Annotated in this window: 21 protein-coding genes and 1 tRNA gene; 11 read left to right on the plus strand and 11 right to left on the minus strand. The window is 50.0% G+C overall.

What is annotated here, in order from left to right; translation table 11 throughout:
* Positions 1 to 62 precede the first annotated feature (62 nt).
* The 3 genes from O4H47_RS07910 to O4H47_RS07920 all read right to left on the minus strand — a co-directional run bounded on the left by O4H47_RS07910 (position 63) and on the right by O4H47_RS07920 (position 4487).
* Positions 63 to 2660, minus strand: coding sequence for a DNA translocase FtsK 4TM domain-containing protein (locus O4H47_RS07910; RefSeq protein ID WP_419719604.1), 2598 nt, complete (start codon positions 2658 to 2660; stop codon positions 63 to 65).
* Between the two features lie 157 nt (positions 2661 to 2817).
* The gene (locus tag O4H47_RS07915) at positions 2818 to 4068 is read right to left on the minus strand and encodes an ammonium transporter (protein WP_419719606.1); all 1251 of its coding nucleotides are present in this window, start codon (positions 4066 to 4068) and stop codon (positions 2818 to 2820) included.
* Between the two features lie 80 nt (positions 4069 to 4148).
* Positions 4149 to 4487: a P-II family nitrogen regulator gene (locus tag O4H47_RS07920; RefSeq protein WP_269393412.1), complete on the minus strand. Its 339-nt coding sequence runs from the start codon at positions 4485 to 4487 to the stop codon at positions 4149 to 4151.
* Positions 4488 to 4726: 239 nt separating this feature from the next.
* Here O4H47_RS07920 and O4H47_RS07925 point away from each other — a divergent pair, with 239 nt between their 5' ends.
* Positions 4727 to 5980 carry an FAD-dependent monooxygenase gene (locus O4H47_RS07925; RefSeq protein ID WP_269393413.1) on the plus strand — a complete coding sequence of 418 codons (1254 nt, stop codon included), beginning with the start codon at positions 4727 to 4729 and terminating at the stop codon, positions 5978 to 5980.
* 9 nt (positions 5981 to 5989) lie between these two features.
* On the opposite strand, the gene O4H47_RS07930 is transcribed toward O4H47_RS07925, so the two are convergent.
* The 3 genes from O4H47_RS07930 to trxA are packed head-to-tail and all read right to left on the minus strand — an operon-like array spanning position 5990 to position 7815.
* Positions 5990 to 6205: a Trm112 family protein gene (locus tag O4H47_RS07930; protein WP_269393414.1), complete on the minus strand. Its 216-nt coding sequence runs from the start codon at positions 6203 to 6205 to the stop codon at positions 5990 to 5992.
* A complete protein-coding gene (locus tag O4H47_RS07935) occupies positions 6202 to 6861 on the minus strand; it encodes an LON peptidase substrate-binding domain-containing protein (RefSeq protein WP_269393415.1) in 660 nt (219 codons plus the stop codon). The genes O4H47_RS07930 and O4H47_RS07935 overlap by 4 nt, the downstream gene beginning before the upstream one ends.
* Before the next feature lie 24 nt (positions 6862 to 6885).
* The gene (gene trxA / locus O4H47_RS07940; RefSeq protein ID WP_269393416.1) at positions 6886 to 7815 is read right to left on the minus strand and encodes a thioredoxin; all 930 of its coding nucleotides are present in this window, start codon (positions 7813 to 7815) and stop codon (positions 6886 to 6888) included.
* Positions 7816 to 8070: 255 nt separating this feature from the next.
* On the opposite strand from trxA, the gene O4H47_RS07945 reads away from it, so the two are divergent.
* The 5 genes from O4H47_RS07945 to O4H47_RS07965 all read left to right on the plus strand — a co-directional run bounded on the left by O4H47_RS07945 (position 8071) and on the right by O4H47_RS07965 (position 13242).
* Positions 8071 to 8145: transfer RNA gene (locus O4H47_RS07945), tRNA-Gly, on the plus strand.
* A 317-nt stretch (positions 8146 to 8462) separates the two neighbouring features.
* Positions 8463 to 9914, plus strand: coding sequence for a xylulokinase (xylB, locus tag O4H47_RS07950; protein WP_269393417.1), 1452 nt, complete (start codon positions 8463 to 8465; stop codon positions 9912 to 9914).
* Positions 9911 to 11215, plus strand: coding sequence for a xylose isomerase (gene xylA / locus O4H47_RS07955; RefSeq protein ID WP_269393418.1), 1305 nt, complete (start codon positions 9911 to 9913; stop codon positions 11213 to 11215). The genes xylB and xylA overlap by 4 nt, the downstream gene beginning before the upstream one ends.
* Positions 11216 to 11236: 21 nt before the next feature.
* The gene (fsa, locus tag O4H47_RS07960; protein ID WP_269393419.1) at positions 11237 to 11890 is read left to right on the plus strand and encodes a fructose-6-phosphate aldolase; all 654 of its coding nucleotides are present in this window, start codon (positions 11237 to 11239) and stop codon (positions 11888 to 11890) included.
* Between the two features lie 47 nt (positions 11891 to 11937).
* Entirely contained in the window at positions 11938 to 13242 is a 1305-nt protein-coding gene (locus tag O4H47_RS07965) for a cytochrome-c peroxidase (RefSeq protein WP_269393420.1), read from the plus strand.
* Here O4H47_RS07965 and O4H47_RS07970 read toward each other — a convergent pair.
* Positions 13236 to 14792 (minus strand): CRTAC1 family protein, encoded by a 1557-nt coding sequence (locus O4H47_RS07970; RefSeq protein WP_269393421.1) that lies wholly within the window; start codon positions 14790 to 14792, stop codon positions 13236 to 13238. The two genes, O4H47_RS07965 and O4H47_RS07970, sit on opposite strands and share 7 nt — an antisense overlap.
* Positions 14782 to 15987 (minus strand): ROK family transcriptional regulator, encoded by a 1206-nt coding sequence (locus O4H47_RS07975; protein ID WP_269393422.1) that lies wholly within the window; start codon positions 15985 to 15987, stop codon positions 14782 to 14784. The genes O4H47_RS07970 and O4H47_RS07975 overlap by 11 nt, the downstream gene beginning before the upstream one ends.
* A 228-nt stretch (positions 15988 to 16215) precedes the next feature.
* Here O4H47_RS07975 and xylF point away from each other — a divergent pair, with 228 nt between their 5' ends.
* From xylF to O4H47_RS07995, 4 genes are all read left to right on the plus strand, one after another.
* Positions 16216 to 17247, plus strand: a complete 1032-nt coding sequence (gene xylF, locus O4H47_RS07980; RefSeq protein WP_269393423.1) for a D-xylose ABC transporter substrate-binding protein — start codon at positions 16216 to 16218, stop codon at positions 17245 to 17247.
* Between the two features lie 139 nt (positions 17248 to 17386).
* Entirely contained in the window at positions 17387 to 18649 is a 1263-nt protein-coding gene (locus O4H47_RS07985) for a sugar ABC transporter permease (protein WP_269393424.1), read from the plus strand.
* An 11-nt stretch (positions 18650 to 18660) separates the two neighbouring features.
* The gene (locus O4H47_RS07990; RefSeq protein WP_269393425.1) at positions 18661 to 19422 is read left to right on the plus strand and encodes an ATP-binding cassette domain-containing protein; all 762 of its coding nucleotides are present in this window, start codon (positions 18661 to 18663) and stop codon (positions 19420 to 19422) included.
* Positions 19423 to 19604: 182 nt separating this feature from the next.
* Positions 19605 to 20093, plus strand: coding sequence for a fasciclin domain-containing protein (locus O4H47_RS07995; RefSeq protein WP_269393426.1), 489 nt, complete (start codon positions 19605 to 19607; stop codon positions 20091 to 20093).
* 46 nt (positions 20094 to 20139) lie between these two features.
* Here O4H47_RS07995 and O4H47_RS08000 read toward each other — a convergent pair whose 3' ends face one another.
* Together O4H47_RS08000 and O4H47_RS08005 are read right to left on the minus strand one after the other, a co-directional pair.
* On the minus strand, positions 20140 to 20760 hold the full coding sequence (locus tag O4H47_RS08000) for a YdeI/OmpD-associated family protein (protein WP_269393427.1): 621 nt from the start codon (positions 20758 to 20760) through the stop codon (positions 20140 to 20142).
* A gap of 53 nt (positions 20761 to 20813) precedes the next feature.
* Positions 20814 to 21248: an Lrp/AsnC family transcriptional regulator gene (locus O4H47_RS08005; RefSeq protein ID WP_269393428.1), complete on the minus strand. Its 435-nt coding sequence runs from the start codon at positions 21246 to 21248 to the stop codon at positions 20814 to 20816.
* A 148-nt stretch (positions 21249 to 21396) separates the two neighbouring features.
* Between O4H47_RS08005 and rocF the strand changes: the two genes are divergently transcribed.
* Entirely contained in the window at positions 21397 to 22335 is a 939-nt protein-coding gene (rocF, locus tag O4H47_RS08010; protein WP_269393429.1) for an arginase, read from the plus strand.
* On the opposite strand, the gene O4H47_RS08015 is transcribed toward rocF, so the two are convergent.
* Positions 22336 to 22773, minus strand: coding sequence for an Lrp/AsnC family transcriptional regulator (locus O4H47_RS08015; RefSeq protein WP_269393430.1), 438 nt, complete (start codon positions 22771 to 22773; stop codon positions 22336 to 22338).
* Positions 22774 to 22908: the final 135 nt, after the last annotated feature.

Below are 22908 nucleotides of genomic sequence, written 5' to 3' on the forward strand. Positions count from 1 at the left end.
CAAACTCATAAAGCTACAATATGGCAATAGCGTGAGTTGCTAGGGTCAAAGTTTCACGTGAATCAGAACGGAGCGTCTTCTTCACCGCCCACCAGTACTTCGCGTTTTCCTGCATGGTTGGCGGGCGAAATAACGCCCTCTTGTTCCATACGTTCAATCAAAGTTGCCGCGCGGTTGTAGCCGATGGACAGGCGACGTTGGATGTAGCTGGTGGAAGCTTTTCTATCGCTCAAAACAATATTGACAGCTTTGTCGTAAAGTTCGTCGCCGGAGTTGCCAAGGTTTGAATTGCCTAATTCTGCGCCTTCATCGCTCTCTTCGGTCACGCTTTCTAGGTATTCGGGGGAACCTTGTGCTTTGAGATGATTGACCACGGTTTCAACTTCGCCGTCGGCGACGAATGGGCCGTGCAAACGTTTGATGCGACCGCCGCCTGCCATGTAAAGCATGTCACCCATGCCCAACAATTGTTCCGCTCCTTGTTCTCCAAGGATGGTGCGGCTGTCGATTTTTGAGGTCACTTGAAAAGAAATCCGGGTTGGGAAGTTGGCCTTGATGGTGCCCGTGATCACATCAACCGATGGACGCTGTGTCGCCATAATCAAGTGAATACCCGCCGCCCGCGCCATTTGTGCAAGCCGTTGGATCGCGCCTTCGATGTCTTTACCCGCAACCATCATAAGGTCTGCCATTTCGTCAACAATCACGACGATGAAGGGTAGGGGCTCTAGTTCGAACTCTTCGCTTTCAAAAATCGCTTCGCCGGTTTCTTTGTCAAAACCGGTTTGCACGGTGCGCGAAATGACCTCGCCCTTTTTGTTGAACTCTGCAACTTTTTGGTTGAATCCATCGATATTGCGCACACCGATTTTGGACATTTTTTTGTAGCGATCTTCCATTTCGCGCACGGCCCACTTCAGGGCGGTGACGGCTTTGGTTGGATCAGTCACAACCGGCGTCAACAAGTGGGGAATGCCATCATAGATCGATAGCTCGAGCATTTTTGGATCGATCATGATCAAGCGGCACTGCTCTGGTGTCCAGCGATAAAGCAGTGAGAGAATGAATGTGTTCACCGCCACCGATTTACCAGAACCGGTTGTCCCTGCAATCAACAAGTGTGGCATGCGGGCTAAGTCGGCAATCACCGGTTCACCACCAATGGTTTTGCCCAAGCAAAGGGGCAATTTGCCTTTGACTTTTTCAAAGTCGGCGGACCCAAGCATTTCGCGCAAGTAAACGGTTTCACGGGTCTTGTTTGGCAATTCAATGCCTATGGCATTGCGGCCAGGGATCACGGCAACACGGGCCGAGATCGCGCTCATAGAGCGGGCGATATCGTCGGCTAGACCAATCACCCGTGATGATTTGATGCCCGGCGCGGGTTCTAATTCATAAAGGGTGACCACTGGGCCGGGGCGTACATTGATGATGTCACCACGTACGCCAAAGTCTTCAAGCACACCTTCGAGCATTCGCGCGTTGTCTTCCAACACTTCGGGCAAATGTTCGCGGGCAGTTTTAGAAACTGGCGGCTCAGCCATATAGCTGAGTTCAGGCAATTCAAATGTGTCATTGCCCAATAGGCTTTGTTGCGCTTCTGCTACCACACGGCGGCCAGGCGCAGGACGTGGCGCGGGAGCGGTAACCCTTGGGCTTGGCTTTGTGGGTGCTATTGGCGCATGCGAAGCTTGTGTGGGTTCGGAGTAGGGTTGGGCGTAATCGTCAGGGTCGACGTCTACATAGTCGTCTACTTCTTGTGCATGGTGAGTTTGATCGGGCGCATTATTTTCAAAGCGTGGTTCAATCCGGCGCTGGTGTTGTTCTGGGGTGCTTTGGGTTTGTGGCGCAAGCGATGGTTCTTGCTCGCCTTGGCGCCAAGGCTGTTTTTCAGCGTCAGCTTTTTGGGCTTTGCGCGCAGCCCATGTTTTCTTCAGGCTTACGTGGGTTGAGAACACAAGGTGGGTGAGAGCCCCAAGCAATATTGTGAACATGGCGGACAGTCTTGCGCACACCCATTGTAGGGCCGACTTTGGCTCATCAGATTTATCATCTTTGTCCACATGCTTGTCGGTTTGGGGTTCAAGACCAAAACGGGCGCCTGACTTTATCGCGATCCAAAAGCTGACAAGGGCCGGGGTGAACAAGATGATGGAAAACAACCAGCCTGCCGACGCGCGCACTTCTTCGCCCACAACAAATCCTGCAACAGCGGAAAAACCCAATCCAATAATACCACCCAGCCCCGTAGGGAGCGGCCATGTGGCCGGTGTTGGAATGAACGCTAACACGCCACAGGTGAGCAACAGGGCGCATAGCCACATGACAACACGCAGACCAAAGCGCAATGGGATCTTTTTTCGGACAAGGGAAAGGGACCAAATGGCGGGTGGGGTAATGAACAATAAACCGCTTAGGCCAAAGAATTGGAACATGGTATCCGCCACTACAGCGCCGGGATAACCGAGCCAGTTTTTAACCGGATCGCTTGAGGCATAGCTTAAGCTTGGGTCATTCACTGACCAAGACATGAAGGCCAAAATGACAAAGGCGACGCTGGTCAAACATAGTATACCAATTAGTCGCAGTGGTATTTTGACCGCGATCGCAGTTGGTGCATTTTCTTGTTTTTTCAAAGCGGATGATGTGTGAACAGCCAATGGTCGATCTCATTTTACGCAATAACTCAATTCTTAACGTAAGGGGGCATGGTTAATTTGTGGCTAACTTTTGCATCAAAAAGGGGCCCGGCGGAAATACCGCGGGGCCCCTGATTTTGCGATGACGGAAGCGCCATCAGCTATGGTTCAGATTTGTTTAGAACTCTGGATAAGCTTCAACACCAACCTCTGCTTTATCAAGGCCGAGAGCTTCGTCTTCTGCTGAGACCCGAATGCCAATTGTTGATTTAAGAATAAACCAAACCACGCCAGACAAGATCATGGTGAAGGCGCCAATGGAAACGATACCAATAATCTGGGTGCCAAAGTTACCTGAGCCTGAGAGTGGGGTAACCAATGTGCCCCAGATACCTGCGAGCAAGTGAACTGGGATCGCGCCCACCACATCGTCGATTTTGAGTTTGTCCAGGAGAGGAACCGCGAAGACGACGATCACACCACCCATTGCGCCGATGAACAAGGCCAAAGGAACGCTAGGGGCCAGTGGTTCAGCGGTGATTGACACCAAGCCAGCCAATGCGCCGTTGATCACCATGGTGACATCGATTTTTTTATACTTGAACTGGAGCAAGAAAATCGTGGCTACCGCGCCTGCCGCTGCGGCAAGGTTTGTGTTCACAAAGATGCGTGACACATCGCCTGCATCTGAAATTGTGCCCATGGCCAATTGTGATGCGCCGTTGAAGCCGAACCAACCCAACCAAAGAATGAACATGCCCAAAGTGGCCAAAGGAATGGACGAACCGGGCATAGGGGTGACCATGCCATTTTCGCCATAGCGACCAGCACGCGCACCAAGAAGAAGCGCACCAGCAAGAGCGGCCCAACCACCTACAGAGTGGACCAAAGTTGAACCCGCGAAATCTGAAAAGCCTATTTCGGCCAACCAGCCCGCGCCCCACTGCCATGAACCTGTTATGGGGTAGAGAATGCCAGTCAGAACAGCTGTGAAAATCAAAAACGGCCAGAATTTAATGCGCTCGGCCAAGGTGCCTGAAACAATCGAGGCAGTTGTGGCACAAAAGACCATTTGGAAAAACCAATCTGAGGCAACCGAATAACCGGCGCTCCCATCATCAGCGCCGGGTGCTGGGAAATCATAGGGGCCAAAGCTACCCAAGAAGCCGCCATCAACACCTGTGTACATCAGGTTGTAGCCGGTGACCCAAAACATAATGCCAGCCACAGAATAGAGTGCGATGTTTTTCAGGCCCTGCATGGATACGTTTTTTTGACGCACCAATCCCATTTCTAGCATGGCAAAACCAGCGGCCATCCACATGACAAGGAAGCCGCCAACCAAGAAGAGCAGCGTGTTGAAGATTGAAATATATTCAGGGGCAGCCGCTTCTTGGGCGAAAGCGGGAACGCTAAGTGCTGCCACCATTGCCGACGCGGTGAGCGCGAGGATTGTTTTTTTCTTATTCTTGATCATTTTTTGGACCTCCAAAATGTCCTTCAATCGGTTCAAAGTGCTTCAATGGCGCGTTCGCCAGTGCGAATGCGGATGGCATCGAGCAAGTCGAATACAAAGATTTTGCCGTCGCCGATCCGTCCGGAGCGAGCAGCTTCAGTGATGAGGTCGATGACATCGGCCAATTGGTCATCAGTCAGAGCGACCTCGACCTTGAGTTTGGGGATGAAGTTCACCGCATATTCAGCACCGCGGTAGATTTCCGTATGGCCTTTTTGGCGGCCGTAGCCCCGTACTTCGGTCACGGTCATCCCGTGAATGTCTTTAGCGCTCAATGCATTTCGCACGGCGTCTAGACGGGAGGGTTTGATGATTGCAGCGAGTAGTTTCATGAGCAAAATCCTTTACATGCGGCGTTTGACTTGCCCAAATAACAACAAGACTCGTGCCAACTTGTTTTGTAACCATCCAAGCGATTGAATTTGATGGAAGAATCAGGACCGGCGACTCAATTGGTCTATAGCGAAGCAATTTCACTAATGATTAAACAATGTGCATAATTTGCTCGGTGCTCAAAATTTAGTCATCCTGCGACAAAGCATATCTTGCTCGCTTGCTCAAAGGGTCTAAAATGGATAGCGGTGATTTGCGGAGTAAGAAGTTGGCGAAGAATTTGCAATTTGATGTGTTGATCGTAGGGGCGGGGCCTGTTGGTTTGACGTTGGCGTTGGCCCTCAAGCAGTTTGCACCCGGCATGCGGGTTGCCATCAACGATGTGCGCCCACTAGAGGTCCCGCGCGACGAGCGGTCATCAGCCCTGGCGCTGGGGGTTACCTCTGTTTTTGAAGCGCTTGGTGTTTGGGACCAAATGATTGATGAGGCCGAGCCGATCAAAGGCATGAAAATCACCGATAGTGATCAGGCCGATATTCACCGTCCCTTATTCTTGCAATTTGAAGGGGATGTGAAACCGGGCAAACCATTTGCCCATATGGTGCCCAATCGGGTCACTCTGAAAGTCTTGATTGAGGCGGCCAAAGAATCAGGTGTTGAGGTTTTTGCGCCTAATAAGGCTGCGCGTTTTGAATTTAAGACCAGCGGTGTCGATGTGGTGCTTGAAGACGGTACGGGTTTAAGCGCTGCTTTGATGGTTGGCGCGGATGGTGCGCGCTCGGCTCTGCGCGAGATGGCTAAAATCGACACGTTTGGGCATGATTATAAGCAGTCAGGCATTGTGACTACTTTCGCGCATGAGTTTGACCACGACCAAATCGCCTATGAACATTTTCTGCCCGCCGGACCATTTGCAACTTTGCCCCTGCCCAACAAACGCTCAAGCCTTGTGTGGACGGAGCGCACGCAGGACGTTCAGCAGTATCTTGATATGGATCTAGCGAAGGTGGCGCTGGAAATTGAAAAACGGATGGGCTCTTCTTTTGGCAAGGTAACTGTTGAAGCGCCTTTGCAAGCTTTTCCGCTAAGGTTGCAAATTGCCAAGAGCTTTATTGGTGATCGACTTGCTTTGATTGGCGATGCGGCACATGTGGTGCATCCGATTGCGGGGCAAGGCATGAATTTGGGCATCAAAGATGTGGCGGCTTTGGCTGAAGTTGTGATCTTGGCCATGCGACACGGTGAAGATATTGGCCATGAGGCGGTGCTGGAGCGCTATGAGAAATGGCGGCGTATGGATATTGGTTTGATGGCTGTGGCAACCGATGGGTTAAACAAATTGTTCTCAAACAATCTGCCGCCGTTGCGGGTCATCCGGGATGTGGGTTTGGGGGTCGTTGACCGTTTGCCAATTCTTAAAAACGCATTCATCGGCCATGCCGCAGCTGCGCAAAGCAATGGCCCACGTTTGCTTAGCGGTCGCCCAATTTAGGTTTTGAGCCTATTTTTGATTTGGATTGCGTTGCTCGGAGTCCTCCAGCTGGCGGGCCTCATCCAAAATCAACAAGGGCACATTGTTGCGGATGGGAAAGGCCAGGCGAGCGGCATAGGAAATGAGTTCGGTCTTATCCTTGGACCATTCAAGCCGCGTTTTGGTGAATGGGCAGACCAGTATTTCAAGGAATTGGGGGTGAATATTGGGCTTTGTCGTGGTCATTGCATGGTGATGTTTGCGTCTTGGCGCGACATCTCAATTTCTGCAAAAGCCATCAGCATTTCCGCCCGCGTTGCCAATGTGTCTGCCTCAAGAAGCGCTTGGCGCTCTCTTGCTGCATAGGGGCTGGCCATTGAACATGTGTTGATGAGGTCTTCTAATCCCGCTTCATTGATCTCATCCCAATCCAATTCAAAATCAGCGAACTCGGCATAAGAGCGCAACAAATTGACAAAGCGATTGCGGTCGATATCATTTTCACCAAATCCGGCAATCAAATCTTGCTTGAAGGGGGAGGTGTCGATGGTGCCTGTGCGATAGGGTTTGTTGTTTAAAACAGAATCGCCCTTAAGGTTGAAACGGCAAAGGCCTGTTAGGCCGATCATATAACGTTCGTCGCCAACTTCTTCAAAATGGGTGATCCGGCCCAGCGTGCCGATGGATTGAAGTTGCGGGACTTCGCTTTCATCGTCCGCATTTTGCGGCTGGATAAGGCCAATCAGGCGATTGCTTGAAAGGGCATCGTCGACCAGTTCCACGTAGCGTTCTTCAAAAATGTGCAGAGGCAATACCGCGCGCGGAAACAGCAGAGCGCCGTCCAGCGGCAGCAAAGGTACGGTTTTGGCGGCGACAAGTTTATCGGCTTTTGAAGAACCCATTTGGCTATGTTACCTCAAATCAGCCTAGCTGAAAAGTACAGCGGAGAGCATTCGCCGACCTTTGACAGACGCTGGGTCCATTGGTCCCCACGCTTCAAACAGTTCTAAAAGCTTGGTTCGGGCACCGTCTTCATTCCATTCTCTGTCATTTTTGATAATGGCGACGAGGCTTTGTGCTGCTTTGAGTTTCTCACCGGCCGCATTATAGGCGATGGCCAAATCATAGCGCAATTGATGGTTGTTTGGGTCGGTTGCCAATTTCTCTTCAAGGGCGGTTGTGTCTTCCAGTCCCTCCGCTTCTTGAGCAAGCCCCAATGCCGTATTCAATTTTTGGTAGCTCTCAAGGTTTTGCCCTTCTTGGCTAACCGACAATAGTGTGTGCTGAGCGTTTTCCATATCGCCAAGTTTCACGTGAATCGCTGCAATGCCAATTATTGCTTCATCATTTGTTTGGTCGAATTGCAAGATCTGGCTGTAGATCTGTGAGGCGCTTGCGAAATCTCCGGCGTCCATTGCGGCTTGGGCTTGCTCTAGAGCCGCTGCGATTTGGCTCGCAGGATCTTCAGGTGCAGGGGGTGCTGCTTTCACCACCTTGTCAATAAAGGCGTTGATCTCACTTTCTGGAATTGCCCCCATGAATCCATCCAATGGGCGGCCGCCCACAAATGCAATTACTGCGGGAATAGACTGGATGCCCATTTGACCAGCGATGGCCTGATTTTGATCAATATCGATTTTCACCAACTTTACTTTGCCGCCAGCATTGGTGACGGCTTTTTCGATTAGTGGTCCCAATTGTTTGCATGGGCCGCACCATGGCGCCCAGAAATCGACCAATACAGGAACGCTTTGTGATGCTTCGAGCACGTCGGCGGCAAAGTTTTCTGTGTTCGAATCTTTAATTAGATCCGCTGATTGGTTTGGAGCGGCGCCATTGATAAGATCTGCGGTCATATTGTCTTCCAATTCAACTTAAAGCGGTTCATTCATCACGTGCAATTTGGGTCCTTCTTGGAACAAAAACAAGCCTATGACTAGGGGGTATGGCAATTACATGGCGGATTCTTTGGGTGATTTTACTTGGGAATGTGTAGATTTTTTCAGCTGATGTAAAAAAGGTGAAAAATATGGCTTGCAATTGGCGATTGGTTTAGGCATATAAGCGCGCACCAGCCACGTTGAAACAACGCACATAGGCTTGGTACGGATGCGGGCGTAGCTCAGTGGTAGAGCACAACCTTGCCAAGGTTGGGGTCGTGAGTTCGAATCTCATCGCCCGCTCCAAATTTTCTCAAAATCGATAAATGAATTCCCACCTCCAAAGGTGCGTGTTGGTTGCTGAACGATCGCGTTCTCCAATTGTGTTCATGAGTTGCGTGATGGTGCGGGTCGAAAAAATCTCGCAATACTCTTGCCTGAAAAAGAATCGATTGAAATGAGCGTTCTGTTGCACGATGTTCCGACGTTGTGCCAAGGGATGTGTCCCAATTCTTTACCCGCATTGCATTTAAGCCGCTGTCCACCTCATCTCGTGGGTCTAATCCTTTTTTAATTTGACATTCAAATTAAAACATTATTAGGTGTGGTCGGGAGGAAATTGGATGTATCTTGGACTAGATTTGGGCACTTCTGGCCTTAGGGCGCTGTTGGTGGACGCGGGTGGAAAACCTTTGGGGTCTACGCAAAACGCTTACAGCACTTCACATCCTCACCTTGGGTGGAGTGAGCAAAACCCCGCACTTTGGGTTGCAGCCTGTACGCGTGCGCTAGAAGAGCTTAAAGCGCGTTTTCCTCAACAATTGAAGGCACTAAAAGGCATTGGCATATCCGGGCATATGCATGGCGCGGTGTTGCTCGATAAAGCTCAAGCAGTGTTGCGCCCCTGCATTTTGTGGAACGACACCCGCAGTTCCGAACAAGCCGCCCTATTGGATCAAACCAAGGGCGTTAGAGAACTTTCGGGCAACATTGTTTTTCCCGGGTTCACGGCGCCAAAACTGATGTGGGTTAAAGAAAATGAACCCGAAAATTTTGCGCGAACAGAAACGGTGTTGCTGCCAAAAGACTATCTGCGATTTTGGCTAAGCGGCGAATTGAAAAGTGAAATGTCGGATGCCGCGGGCACATGTTGGCTAGATGTGGGCACGAGGTCTTGGTCAAATAAAATTTTGGCGCATTCAGGGGTCAACCAAAGTCAACTGCCGGCTTTGGTTGAAGGCTCTGAAGTTGCTGGAACCCTAAAAGCTGAACATCTGTCGGCGTGGGGTATTGAGCAACCCGTTGTGATCGTGGGAGGCGGTGCAGACAATGCAGCCACCGCCTGCGGCGCGGGCGTTATGAATGAGGGTCAAGGTTTTGTGTCGCTGGGTACTTCTGGGGTCATTCTAGCGGCGCGCAGCAGTTTTTCTCCCCAACCTGAAACCGCGGTACATACATTTTGTCATGCGGTCCCGAACCGTTGGTATCAAATGGGGGTCACAATGGCTGCAACCGATAGTTTAAATTGGTTCGCGGACATTTGTAGTCAGACACCTGAAGCCCTAACCAACGAACTTGATATCCAATTGAAAGCGCCCAGCAATATTCATTTTTTACCCTATCTTTCAGGGGAACGGACGCCACATAACGACAGCGTTATTAGAGGCGCATTCGTCGGTCTTGATATCGCCCATACACGGGCGGATATGACCCATTCGATTATGCAAGGCGTGGCCTTTTCGCTGCGCCAGAGCTTTGATGCGCTTTGCGCCACGGGAGCAGACTTGAAAAAGCTTCTGGTCGTTGGAGGTGGGGCAAACTCTCGGCTTTGGGTGGAGATGCTTGCCACGGTTCTAAATGTGCCACTTGAGCTGCCCGAAGAAGGTGATTTCGGGGCGGCCTTGGGGGCAGCCCGGCTTGCGATGTGCGGCGCCATTGGCTGCGATCCGCTAGACGTGATGACAGCGCCAAAGATCGCTACAACAATTCACCCAAACAAAAAACATCGGGCTGCCTATGCGACAGCCTATGAAAAATTCAAAACAATATACCCAGCGGTAAGGGCGATACAATGAGTACAGGTTTTTTCAAGGATATCCAAAAGGCTTCGTTTGAAGGTGCAGACAGCACGAACCCAATGGCTTTTCATCACTATAATCCAGATGAAGTAATTTTGGGCAAACGTATGGAAGACCATTTGCGATTTGCCGCCGCCTATTGGCATTCATTTGCCTGGCCCGGCAGTGATCCATTTGGTGGGCAAACGCTGGATCGGCCTTGGTTTGGGGACACCATGGAGTTGGCAAAGCACAAAGCAGATGTCGCTTTTGAGATGTTTGACATTTTGGGTGTGCCTTACTTCTGTTTTCATGATGCTGACGTGCGCCCCGAAGGCGAAAGCTTTGCGCAAAACACTCGGAACCTTGAAGAAATTACGGACTATTTCCAACTCAAGATGGCACAAACTGGCACCAAGCTCTTGTGGGGCACGGCCAATATGTTCTCGCACAGTCGCTATATGTCAGGGGCTGCGACCAATCCAGATCCAGATGTATTTGCTTTTGCGGCTGCAACTGTAAAATCTTGCATGGATGCCACTGTCAAATTGGGTGGCGAGAACTATGTTTTGTGGGGTGGGCGTGAAGGCTATGAAACCCTTTTGAACACAGATATGAAGCTAGAGCTCGATCACATGGGGCGCTTTCTCAACATGGTTGTTGAGTATAAGCATAAGATTGGCTTTAAGGGGCAAATCTTGGTGGAGCCAAAACCGCAGGAGCCTTCTAAGCACCAATATGATTATGATGCGGCAACTTGTTACGGGTTTTTGAAAACCTATGGCCTTGAGAATGAGGTCAAATTGAACCTTGAACAAGGTCACGCCATTTTGGCAGGTCATTCCTTTGAGCATGAGATCGCTACCGCCGTGGCGCTTGGCGTTTTGGGATCCATCGATATGAACCGCAACGACTATCAATCTGGTTGGGACACCGACCAATTTCCCAATAATGTCCCAGAAGTGGCGCTGGCCTATTACCACATCCTAAAAGACGGCGGATTCTCATCGGGCGGTACTAATTTTGATGCCAAAATTCGTCGACAATCACTAGATCCTCAGGACCTTGTTGCCGCCCATATCGGGGGCATGGACATTTGTGCACGTGGTTTGAAGGCTGCAGCTGCAATGATCGAAGATGGTGGGTTGGACGAGGCGTTGAAAGAGCGTTACGCCGGGTGGAATACACCAGAAGCGGAACAGCTTTTATCAAGCACATTGGAAGAGGTCACCAACAAAGTGATCGCTTCAGATACCAATCCGGTGGCGAAATCAGGTCGTCAGGAAATCTTGGAAAACTATGTTAACCGGTTCGTTTAAAGATCGGTTTAAGGAAACAAAATGAAGTTCTTTATTGATACCGCTGAAATTGCTGAAATTGAAAAATGGGCACCAACTGGTTTTTTAGACGGGGTTACCACCAATCCTTCACTGATCAAGAAATCTGGCCGCGATATGATCGAAGTCATCACCCAGATTTGTGAAATCACTAACACCCCGGTGTCTGCAGAAGTTGCGGCGCTGGATTATGGGGGCATGCTGAAAGAAGCTGAAGTGCTCAAGAAAATTGCGCCAAATGTTTGCATCAAATTGCCAACAACAATGGCCGGTTTGCATGCGTGCAGCACTTTGACAAAACAAGGTGTTAATACCAATCTCACGCTTTGTTTTTCGGCCAACCAAGCCCTGTTGGTGGCAAAGGCGGGCGCCACCTACGTTAGCCCATTCATAGGCAGGTTAGACGACATCAACCTGGATGGTATGCAGTTGATTGAGGACATCCGCACAATTTATGACAATTACGGGTTTGAAACACAAATATTGGCTGCGTCAATTCGCACCCCAAATCATGTGAGCGATGCAGCCCTTGCGGGGGCAGATGTAGCGACCATTCCCGCGAGCACGCTTGAAAAGCTTGTGCATCACCCGCTCACTGATAAGGGACTTGAAGGGTTTGTGAAAGATTGGGCGTCCACTGGTCAGTCAATTCTATAGTCTGTCCGGCCACGCTGGCGAGTGGATCACCAAATTGGGGGCACATCATGAAGACTATTGGAACTGCATTGATTAGTGCCTTACTTGTGGGCACTAGCTTCTCGCAAAACTTAGCATTTGAACCCGCTAACTATGCTAATGCCGATCAACATGAAATTGATGTTGGTCGGTTTCTCTTTTATGACCCGATTTTAAGCGGCAATAAAACAGTTTCTTGTTCAACGTGCCATCACTCAAAATTTGGGACGTCTGATGGGGTGGCGTTGGGGCTTGGTGATGGGGGAAAGGGGTTAGGCCCGGCTCGGGTTGTGGATCCGAACAATCTTCCGGAAAAGCGGGTGCCGCGCAACTCTCCAGCTTTGTTTAATCTAGGCGCTGACGAGTTTGTTTCATTGTTCCACGATGGGCGGTTGGAAAAAGATACGTCACGACCATCTGGCATTCGCTCACCATTGGAAGACGAAATGATCGTCGGCTTTGACAGCGTTTTGTCGGCTCAGGCAATGTTTCCCGTACTTTCACCTGATGAAATGGCAGGGCATTATTCTGAGAATGAAGTCTCGCAAGCGGTTCGGTTAGGTCGGTTAACGGGAGATGGTGGTGCTTGGGATCTTATCGCAGAGCGTGTCCGTTCAATTTCAGAATACCGCGACTTATTTGAACCGGTTTTACCCGCAGGCAAGAAAATCGGCTTTACCGATATCGCAAACGCCATTGCGGCCTTCATCGCGTTTGAATGGCGGGCGAATGAAAGTCCGTTCGATCACTATTTGAGAGATGGCAAGCCATTGTCCGCAAATGCAATTTCGGGCATGGATTTATTTTATGGCAAGTCAAATTGTAGTTCGTGTCACTCAGGACTTTTCCAAACCGATCACGATTACCACGCCATCGCCATGCCTCAAATCGGGCCAGGTAAGGGCGCTCGGTTTGAAAGCCATGCAAGAGACACTGGCCGTATGCACACCACTGGGCGGGCAAGTGATATCTACAAGTTTCGCACGCCATCTTTGCGCAATGTGGCCCTAACTGCGCCTTACGGCCATGCTGGTGCCTATGAAACACTTGAGCAAGTTGTTCGTCATCACTTGGACCCGGTTGCTTCACTGCAAGCCTATCGTTTGAAGGTTGATTTGCCAGCATTGGACAGCGCTACAGATTTGCGCATTATGGATGATCCGATGGAAGTAGATGTCATTGCACGGGCAAATGAGTTGGCACCTCAAACCTTAAGCGACACCGAGATTGAAGATTTGCTAGCCTTTCTGGACAGTTTGACCGATCCAATTAGTTCAATTGGCCGATTGGGCGTGCCGGACCGGGTGCCAAGCGGTTTGCTATTTGATCAATAGGCATCCGCTTTTACTTGATCGCCCACCCGTTTCAGCGTCCAAAACTTATTGACTTGAAGTGTTGTCCAATCGCTTTTTGTGCCATTGGGCCATGTGATGCGCACTTCAAATGTCTCGGTTTTACCGAGTCCAAAGTGTTCCGGCGCTAGCATGCCGCTGGCGTGGCCGCCGCCTATCGTTAACTCGCGCGCATATGTTTTGCTGTCCGCTTTAACTTCAATCCAGGCCCCAATTGCATTGGCGTTTTGCCTGTCTTGGGTAAGCTGGATGCTTGCCCAGTTGCCTGTATCGGTCGATATATTCTGATAAATCTCCAAATTTGCACGTCGGTTGACAACAACAAGGTCCAACAGACCGTTCAAATTTAAATCGAGCAGGGCCGCGCCGCGACTTCTTGATTCACTGCCCACTTGAGCCTTGTCGCCATATTCTTCAAACGTCCCATCTTGGTTTTGAATCAACAGGCTGTTGGGATCGGCCATAGCCGAAGAGATCATTTGGTCGACGTTTCCTTTTGCAACAAAAAGATCGTCGAGCCCGTCGTTTTGGATGTCTCCAAAGGCCACATGCCAACCTGTGGAAGGGCGTCCATCATCCCCTTTGTAGGGGCGGTGAGTGGTTATGCCTTTGCCAAAGGTAGCGTCAGTGTAAGTGGGTGTAGCACCGCTGCCTTGAATAGACTGAAGTTTTTGATCTCCCATTGATGTGAGATAAATCTCGGGGAGGCCGTCTCCGCTGATATCTCGGCTTGCTATGCCCATGCCCCAAATCTTATGTTCAATCCAGCCTTGGTCTCTTGTGTAAAGTGCTGGTGTGGTTCGCATATTCCATAGCTGCTCGTGCCCCGCTTTGACATAATAGTGACGGTCGTTAGACACGCGCAAATCTGCTTTTGAAGTGCGCCCCCAATCGCTAAAAAGCAAAGAAAGCGCACAATACCCAGGTTCAAGTTTAGCTGGTTCGGCATAAGCGCCATCAACCGGGCGGTAAAGACTGTTCGCATCACAAGCTTCAAATGGGCCGTCGGGGGCTGACCGGTCCACATAATTGCCAAATGCTAACGTTGGGAGCGCATTGTTGCCCTCCCATGTTGCAGAAAAGGCAGTTGTCCACTGCTCACCTGAGGAGAACTGTAGTTTGGAGAATTCTTCGAATTTGCAGCCGCCAAGTCCACGCATGATCACGTTTTGACCGACGCGCAGGATAACGAGATCGGTGATCGAATCACCATCTATGTCGATTGGGTATGCGCCAGTGACGGACTTGATTTTCAAGTTGTCGGGTGTTGCGTCTGCGAAAGCCAAATTGGCACCGCTCTCGGTTGTAACATTTGCAAGGAGCTTTGCAGGTTCAGCGCCGCCGGCAACAAATAATTCTGCGAACTGATCGCTGTCGCAGTCAAAAGCGGCCACACCGCCACCCACAAAATGTTCCCAACCGCCAACATATGCATGGGAAATGTCACCTGTGCGATCTATAAAAAGGGGGGCGGCAAACGAGGATGATGCAATTGCCAAGGTTGTGATTGATAGAACCGAACTACGAAACATCTTCAGCCATTTCTGTTAGCGCGATATCAACAAGTCCTTCGATGGCAAAAGCTGCCGCCCCTTTGGCCCACATCATGTCGCCCCAACGGTGCACCACAATTTCGGGCGGCGCTGCGTCAACTTGCACAACAATGTCTTTGATGCTTTGCAAAACGTCGTCTGCATAAAGGAAATCCAACTGCATCCGTTCACCTGAAAGAATGATGAGTTGGGGGTCAAAAATGTTGATCAGGTTTGAAAGCCCCATTGCAAACATGCGCGCGGCCCGGTCAAGGATCGATTTGGCCATCTTGTCGCCGTCCTTAGCCGCACTGATCAGCGTTGCGACATCATCGCCGTTGCCATTGTTGCTTGTATGCTCACGGCTAACAGCAAATTCACGTAATAGCGCATAGTCAGCCACATAGGCTTCAAGGCATCCACGCTGACCGCACCGGCATAAAGCACCATCAAGATGAACTTTGGTGTGGCCGAATTCTGCACCACAACCGCGTGTCCCCCGATAGAGCTCATTGTTCAAGACGATGCCCATGCCAACGCCATTTTCGATGGTTACAACGATGAAATCGCTGACGTTTTTGCCTTTGCCGAAATGCTGTTCTGCCTTTGCCACCAAATTCGCGTCATTGTCGATGAAAATGGGCTTTTCCAGGTGTTTGCCCAATATGCGTTTAAGAGGGACGTTGCGATCTTTGAGGGAAGGGGACCAACGCACGATCCCTTCTTGCGCGTCAACTATGCCGGCCAATCCCAGACCAACAGCTGAGATGTCTTCGTAGCAGTTGTCGATTTTTTTGGTGGCGGTTTCGAGTTCGGCACGAAAGACTTCTGCAAATTCTTTTGGATCATAGCTGATCTTTGACAAGGCGGCTTCATGCTCACAAACAACCTCACCTTCAAAGTTTGCCAAAACAATAGCGATGGATTTATTGGCAAGCTTGGCCCCAGCGATTAAATAGGCGTTGCCACGAGTTTTTAGGTCAACTTTTGGTCGACCGCGCTTAAAGTCTTTGCCCTTTGGCTCAACTGGAACTTCTTCGATCAATCCATGTTCAAGCAACTCGGCTGTGATTGTGGTTACTGTTGCACGGCTAATGCCGGTTTGCTCTGCAAGTTCTATGCGGGGTACCGGACCCATTTTACGAATTTGCAGCAGCAGTGCGCGACGGCCGATGGTTCTTTGATCACCTAACAATGCGGGCTCCTCAGCCAAATTTGGTGTGAATCCAAATCTCCAGTCAATGAATGTCCAATTTGAATCTGTAATTCGACCATATGTTTGCACGTAATTACAGTCAGTTATACAAAAAAATTATTTAATTTGATTTTCGAATTTAAACTTGCTACCCATAGGTGGTCTACGGGAGGCAGCATGAAACGTGATGCCTGACCAACGTAGAGTTTGATTTCGGGAGGAAATGAAATGAAAAAATTTGTAATGGCGTCTGCCGCCGTATTGAGCATGTGTGTTGCTTCGAATGCACTTGCGGCCGACCTTGTAGTTGGCGTCAGCTGGTCAAACTTCCAAGAAGAACGTTGGAAAACGGATGAGGCAGCGATCAAGTCAGCGCTTGAAGCAATGGGCGCAGAATATATCTCCGCAGACGCTCAGGCGTCTTCGTCTAAACAGCTTTCAGACATCGAAAGCTTGATCTCACGCGGTGCAAACGCGCTCATTATTTTGGCGCAAGATGCGTCTGCGGTTGGGCCCGCAATTGACGCTGCGACCGACGAAGGCATTCCGGTTGTTGCTTATGATCGATTGATCGAAGACAGCCGTGCATTCTATTTAACTTTTGATAATGTTGAAGTTGGACGGATGCAGGCGCGCGCAGTTTTGGCCGCTCAGCCTAAAGGTCGTTACGTCATGATCAAAGGATCGCCTACCGATCCAAACGCTGACTTTTTGCGCGGTGGTCAACAAGAGATCCTGCAATCAGCAATTGATGCGGGCGATATTACAATTGTCGATGAAGCCTATACGGACGGTTGGGTCCCTGCAAACGCACAGCGCAACATGGAGCAAATCCTAACAGCCAACGACAATGGTGTTGATGCTGTTGTTGCATCGAACGACGGTACCGCTGGTGGTGTTGTTGCTGCATTGACCGCGCAAGGCATGGAAGGCTTGCCCGTTTCTGGACAAGATGGCGATCATGCCGCACTAAACCGCGTAGCACTTGGCACACAAACTGTTTCTGTTTGGAAAGACGCGCGTGAATTGGGCAAAGCTGCTGGGCAAATCGCAGCAGCTTTGGCTGGCGGTGCATCTAATGCGGATATTGAAGGTTCAGCTATTTGGACATCTCCCTCTGGAACCGCAATCAGTGCCCGTTTCTTGGCGCCTGTGCCGATCACAGCTGAGAACTTAAACGTCGTACTTGATGCTGGATGGATCTCAAAGGAAGCGCTTTGCGTAGGTGTTGACGCCGAAAAAGTTGCTGTTTGTAAGTAACCGATCTTTGCCTCCCCGGCCTTGTGCCGGGGAGGTTTCTACAGGCAGTTTCGCACCTCTGGTCGACACCCCATCACCGATGGCGTAGATTCTTAGAGGCATTAGAAACTTTCGCTACGCTCAGGAGCAGCTTGAAGCGATGACAAATTCTATCAGATTATTCTTTTCCAAATTAGAACTCGACAATCGAATGCTCGGCATGATCGGGGCGTTGATTTTTTTGTGGGTTGTGTTCAATTTCGCAACAGACGGTCGATTTCTAACACCGCGTAACCTGTTCAACCTTTCAGTTCAAACCGCTTCCGTTGCGGTTATGGCAACGGGCATGGTTTTTGTTATTGTCACACGACACATTGATTTGTCAGTTGGCTCCTTGCTTGGGTTGTTAGGCATGTTGATGGGCACACTACAAGCGCACATATTGCCTCAATATCTGGGCTTTGAGCATCCTCTAATATGGGTGATTACCGTAGTTGCGGGCCTAAGTATCGGTGTGCTTATTGGTGCGGTGCAAGGTTGGATTATCGGATACCTCACGGTGCCTGCGTTCATTGTTACACTTGGTGGCTTCTTAGTTTATCGCGGCGCTGCGTGGTGGGTTACAACTGGACAAACTGTTGCTCCGCTTGATGCAAGTTTTAAACTATTGGGCGGTGGCGCAGAAGGCACATTGGGCGCCGGTTTCAGTTGGATTGCAGGGTTATTGGCTTCCATTCTGGCTGTTGTATTAATGGTCTTGAGCCGAAGGCAAAAAGCTGGTCATGGATTTTCCATCAAGCCGATTTGGGCTGAGTACACTTTGGGTGCCGTTGCGGTGTCCTTGATCATGGGTTTTGTCTGGATAATGAACTCCTATCCCTTGTCCAAGGGGGCCGTGAAGAGAATTTTCGCTAATCGAGATTTACCCATTCCAGATTTCAATGTTTATCATGGCATTGCCATTCCCGTTCTCATTGTGGTGATGATTGCGGTGCTGATGACGGTGATTGCCAAAAAGACCCGATTTGGTCGCTATGTCTTTGCAACTGGGGGTAACCCGGAGGCGGCAGAGCTATCTGGAATCAACACACGTTTGCTCACCGTGCGCGTGTTTGCACTGATGGGCGGACTGACTGCAATCGCTGCCGTAATCGCCTCCGCTCGTTTGGGGTCTGTTGGAAATGATTTGGGCACGCTAGACGAATTGCGCGTTATCGCTGCGGCGGTTATCGGTGGCACGGCGCTCGCAGGTGGCGTTGGCACAATATACGGCGCCCTTTTAGGGGCATTGATTATGCAAAGCTTGCAGTCTGGCATGGCCATGGTTGGAATAGATGCACCCCTTCAGTCCATTGTTGTCGGTATCGTTTTGGTGTTGGCTGTTTATTTGGACATCGCTTACAGACGCAGAGCCGGAGCATAGAGGTCAAGCACATGAATAAAGTAAAAACGCCTCTCGTTGAGATGAAAGACATCCAAGTTTCCTTCGGTGGTATTAAGGCCGTGGATCACGTCAGCATTGATGTTTATCCGGGTGAAGTTGTTGGGTTGCTCGGCCACAATGGTGCGGGTAAATCAACGATCATTAAAGTGCTATCTGGCGCCTACAAAAAGGATGGCGGGGAGATATTGATCAACGGCAAACCCGTCACGATCAATAACCCACGTGATGCGCGCCAGCACAAAATTGAGACCATCTATCAAACGCTCGCTCTAGCTGACAATTTGGATGCTGCCTCCAATCTCTTTTTGGGACGTGAGCTTTTGACGTCTATGGGTATGGTGGACGACGATGCAATGGAAGCGGAAACGCGCAAAATTATGGGTACGTTGAACCCGAATTTTGAGAAGTTTAGCGCACCTGTTTCTGCCTTGTCGGGCGGTCAACGCCAATCAGTGGCGATTGCCCGCGCCGTGTATTTTGATGCGCAGATCTTGATAATGGACGAGCCAACAGCAGCGTTGGGCCCTCATGAAACGCAAATGGTTTCTGATTTGGTCAAACAACTTAAGAAAGCGGGCATTGGCATATTCCTGATCAGTCACGATATTCACGACGTGATGCAATTGTGTGACCGGGCTTCGGTTATGAAAAATGGCAAGTTGGTTGGCACAGTCGATGTCGCAGACGTCACAGACGATGAATTGCTCAGTATGATTATTTTGGGCAAACAGCCGGAAAATCAAACAACATAGTGATCTATCATCAAGAATAAGGCAGAATATACGGCCTTCTTATGGAGATGGATCACTCACAATTGCGCACCTTTTTGTTATAAATCCATCTGCTCAAACCGCGCGTAACTCCTAGCGACACACCAAGCGTGTGCACCAACGTGAAAACCCAAACATTGGGTTTACAAATTAGGAGAATGATCATGCGGAAAGCAATCTTGGGCGCAGCACTGGCAATGAGCGTAATCGCAGCACCTGCAGCATATGCGGGCAACATTGTTGAAACAGCACAACAAGCTGGTATTTTCAACACTTTGATTGCGGCAGCAAGTGCTGCAGGTCTTGCAGGCGCCTTGTCTGATGGCGAAAATCTAACGGTTTTTGCCCCAACTGATGAAGCATTTGCAGCTCTGCCAGCGGGCACCGTTGAAACATTGTTGAAACCTGAAAACAAGCAACAATTGATCGATATTCTTTCGTATCACGTGCTGCCAACAAAAATCACATCAGCTGAATTGCCAGCGGGCACCAACGATGTTGCAACGCTGAAAAAAGGTGGTGATGAAACCGTTACTGTTTCAGTGATGGGGGGCAAAGTTATGGTCGACGGCGCAACTGTTATTTCAGCCGACGTGATGGCGGACAATGGTGTTATTCACGTGATCGACAAAGTGATTTTGCCATCTGACTAAGCCAGATTACATACGGCAAAATATTAGGCGGCCTTCGGGTCGCCTTTTATCGTTCTAACGCCCCTTTGCCTGCAATAATTTTATCGCGGAATTTTTCGATCCGTTTAAAGCGAGTTGAAGACTGCTTCGCGCCATTTAGGTTGAAGGCGTAGCTTCTTTGTCTACCCGGTGTTAGGGCATGAAATGCCTCTGCCAACTCAGGGTCCGCTTCAAGTGCATCAATTAGCTCTTCGGGCATTTCAACTTCTGTTTGTTGTTTTGGTGCCTTTATGCCTTTTTCGGCATAGCCGATTGCCTCGGTCAAATAGGCTGAAATGAGCGGGCTCATTTGTGTGATCTGATTGAGTTTGGTAAAGCGAAACATGCCTGGGTTGTGCGCGTTCGGGCCCTGTTTTTCGAGCACCCCATCAGGGTCTTTCATCAGGGCCGCATTAAAGAACGTCAGGGTGTAATTGCGTTGGAACGCGCCAATGATTACGATATTGCGGCCCGAATGCATGTAGCAGGGGTGGCCCCATTTAACGGTTTCTTCCAACCCAGCATCAAGGCAGAGTTGGCGCAGGGCCAACAGGCCCGCTTGCCAAATTCTTGTTGAACAGGCTGGCGTGTTAAACCGTTTGCAGCGGTCACAGCCCTTTTTGAAATAGTCATCTACATTTGTGATCATATCAAATCTTTAGCATGATGGCTTGGTTAATCCGCAGAATAGTACGTAAGAACTTAGCGGTCCAACTTAGATTTTTTTGGTGCAAGCAAAATATTGGTCTCTGTCAGGCTCACCCCTTCGATCAGGCGAATGCGGCGCAGCACGTCGTCAAATTCTATCAAGTCCGCTGTTTCAAGCTCGGCAATCAAATCCCATCTGCCGTTGGTTGTGTGCAAGCTTCTAACCTGGGGCAGGCCCATCATAGATTTAACCACCGCCTCCGCTGTGCGACCACCAACCTCAATTAATGTGATGGCGTGGATGGTTTTGTCCGCACTCGGGGAGCCGGTGATGATGGTGAACCCAGCGATGACCCCAGAGTTGACCAATCTATCGATGCGCGATTTTGCGGTCGCCCGCGAGATATTGAGTGTCAACGCAATCGTTGCAATTGGCGTACGCGCATCGTGGCGCAAAAGGGCAATTAGTTTATTGTCGAGATCATCCATCTATCATTTTGCTCACAAGTGTGTACCACAATGAGAAATGAATACTAAATTTTGTACATATTTTCAACTATTCGCTGTAGGGTTCCCCATTGTATAAAGGTGGTAACCAGAAACGCTAGAGTTCTGGGTAAAGAGCTAGGGTACTTAAATGAAAAATCAAACTTCACGCGGTTCAGTTGCGCTGATTGGCGCACCTGTTGATGGTGGTGCTGGACTTTCAGGTTGCATTATGGGGCCCGCTGCTTTGCGGGTTGCGGGCTTGGCGACATCATTGACCGACTTGGGGTTTGAAGTTGACGACCTAGGGGATGTGACACCTGATCAGGTGTCGTTAAAGCTGGCCGGCGCAACTCATCATGAGAATGAGGTCGCCGGCTTTGCACGTGCGCTCAACCGGCAAGGTTATGCGGCGCTTAAATCGGGCGCGACGCCGATTTTCTTGGGCGGCGATCATTCGTTGGCCATGGGGTCGGTGACCGGTGTTGCCAAATATGCTGCAGAAATTGGCAAGAAGCTACATGTTTTATGGCTTGATGCGCATCCAGATTTTAACACACCGACCACATCAACGTCCGGCAATATGCATGGCATGTCTGCAGCGCTTTTTTGTGGTGAACTTGGTTTTGACGGGGTGCTTGAAGAGCCAATTCATCCAGTTGATCCCAGCAATTACCATGTATTTGGCGCGCGCTCGATTGATGATGAAGAGGGCGCGCTTTTGCGATCACGGGGCGTTGATGTGATGGATATGCGCCGCATCGACGAGCGTGGTGTCGTTTCGCTGATCAATAGTGTGCTGGATGCAGTGCGAGAAGATGATGCGATGCTTCATGTGAGCCTTGATGTGGACTTTCTTGATCCACAATTTGCGCCGGGCGTCGGCACAACGGTACCTGGCGGGGCGACCTATCGCGAAGCTCATCTTGCTATGGAAATGATCTCTGACAGTGGCATGATGACGTCAATGGATTTGGTTGAATTAAACCCCTATCTTGACGAGCGTGGCAAGAGTGCGCGTATGTTGGTGGCGCTTACCGAAAGCGGCTTTGGCCGCCGAGTGTTTGATCGGCCAACTTCTACTGGCTAATCAGTATTCTTTCACCGATTCCATGGCGACAAATGTAGATGTTTGTGCCACATGGGGCAGGGCGGAGATCACTTCGCCCAATACCCGCCGATAGGCCGAAATGTCCTTGGTTCTCACCTTCAGCAAATAATCAAAGCTCGCGGCCATCATGTGGCACTGCGAAATTTCCGGTGTTTGCTTCACAGCAGCATTGAATGCGTTCAGGGCGTTGGCGCGCGTGTCGTTTAAGGTGACTTGCACAAAAGCAATATGGCCGCTGCCAGTTTTTTCGTGGTTGATGCGGGCACCATATCCCAGAATAATGCCGTCTCGTTCCAGTTTTTTCACGCGTGCTTGCGTGGGGCTTTTGGATAGACCCACTTTTATCGCCAACTCCGCCATTGACAGGCGGGCGTTGGTTGAAAGGGCATTAACAATTTTGCGGTCGATCTGGTCCATTTGATCTGTCTCGGCTGAATTATCGATACAAATATCGCTATAGATCTATCAACTTTAGCCCATTTGCATTGTAGTTGTCCTTTGTACGGGACAATGGCCTGTTTGCAAAGTGATAAGATATGTCCAACATTTGTT

Origin of the sequence: Maritalea porphyrae (genome assembly GCF_027213965.1) — a bacterium.
In the GTDB taxonomy this organism is placed as follows: domain Bacteria; phylum Pseudomonadota; class Alphaproteobacteria; order Rhizobiales; family Devosiaceae; genus Maritalea; species Maritalea porphyrae_A.

Excerpts from the sequence above, each read along its gene's own strand:
- O4H47_RS07915 (WP_419719606.1), bottom strand. The coding sequence starts at position 4,068 with ATGGTGGCAGCACTTAGCGTTCCCGCTTTCGCCCAAGAAGCGGCTGCC.
- O4H47_RS07920 (WP_269393412.1), bottom strand. The coding sequence starts at position 4,487 with ATGAAACTACTCGCTGCAATCATCAAACCCTCCCGTCTAGACGCCGTG.
- O4H47_RS07925 (WP_269393413.1), top strand. The coding sequence starts at position 4,727 with ATGGATAGCGGTGATTTGCGGAGTAAGAAGTTGGCGAAGAATTTGCAA.
- O4H47_RS07930 (WP_269393414.1), bottom strand. The coding sequence starts at position 6,205 with ATGACCACGACAAAGCCCAATATTCACCCCCAATTCCTTGAAATACTG.
- O4H47_RS07935 (WP_269393415.1), bottom strand. The coding sequence starts at position 6,861 with ATGGGTTCTTCAAAAGCCGATAAACTTGTCGCCGCCAAAACCGTACCT.
- trxA (WP_269393416.1), bottom strand. The coding sequence starts at position 7,815 with ATGACCGCAGATCTTATCAATGGCGCCGCTCCAAACCAATCAGCGGAT.
- xylB (WP_269393417.1), top strand. The coding sequence starts at position 8,463 with ATGTATCTTGGACTAGATTTGGGCACTTCTGGCCTTAGGGCGCTGTTG.
- xylA (WP_269393418.1), top strand. The coding sequence starts at position 9,911 with ATGAGTACAGGTTTTTTCAAGGATATCCAAAAGGCTTCGTTTGAAGGT.
- fsa (WP_269393419.1), top strand. The coding sequence starts at position 11,237 with ATGAAGTTCTTTATTGATACCGCTGAAATTGCTGAAATTGAAAAATGG.
- O4H47_RS07965 (WP_269393420.1), top strand. The coding sequence starts at position 11,938 with ATGAAGACTATTGGAACTGCATTGATTAGTGCCTTACTTGTGGGCACT.
- O4H47_RS07970 (WP_269393421.1), bottom strand. The coding sequence starts at position 14,792 with ATGTTTCGTAGTTCGGTTCTATCAATCACAACCTTGGCAATTGCATCA.
- xylF (WP_269393423.1), top strand. The coding sequence starts at position 16,216 with ATGAAAAAATTTGTAATGGCGTCTGCCGCCGTATTGAGCATGTGTGTT.
- O4H47_RS07985 (WP_269393424.1), top strand. The coding sequence starts at position 17,387 with ATGACAAATTCTATCAGATTATTCTTTTCCAAATTAGAACTCGACAAT.
- O4H47_RS07990 (WP_269393425.1), top strand. The coding sequence starts at position 18,661 with ATGAATAAAGTAAAAACGCCTCTCGTTGAGATGAAAGACATCCAAGTT.
- O4H47_RS07995 (WP_269393426.1), top strand. The coding sequence starts at position 19,605 with ATGCGGAAAGCAATCTTGGGCGCAGCACTGGCAATGAGCGTAATCGCA.
- O4H47_RS08000 (WP_269393427.1), bottom strand. The coding sequence starts at position 20,760 with ATGATCACAAATGTAGATGACTATTTCAAAAAGGGCTGTGACCGCTGC.
- O4H47_RS08005 (WP_269393428.1), bottom strand. The coding sequence starts at position 21,248 with ATGGATGATCTCGACAATAAACTAATTGCCCTTTTGCGCCACGATGCG.
- rocF (WP_269393429.1), top strand. The coding sequence starts at position 21,397 with ATGAAAAATCAAACTTCACGCGGTTCAGTTGCGCTGATTGGCGCACCT.
- O4H47_RS08015 (WP_269393430.1), bottom strand. The coding sequence starts at position 22,773 with ATGGACCAGATCGACCGCAAAATTGTTAATGCCCTTTCAACCAACGCC.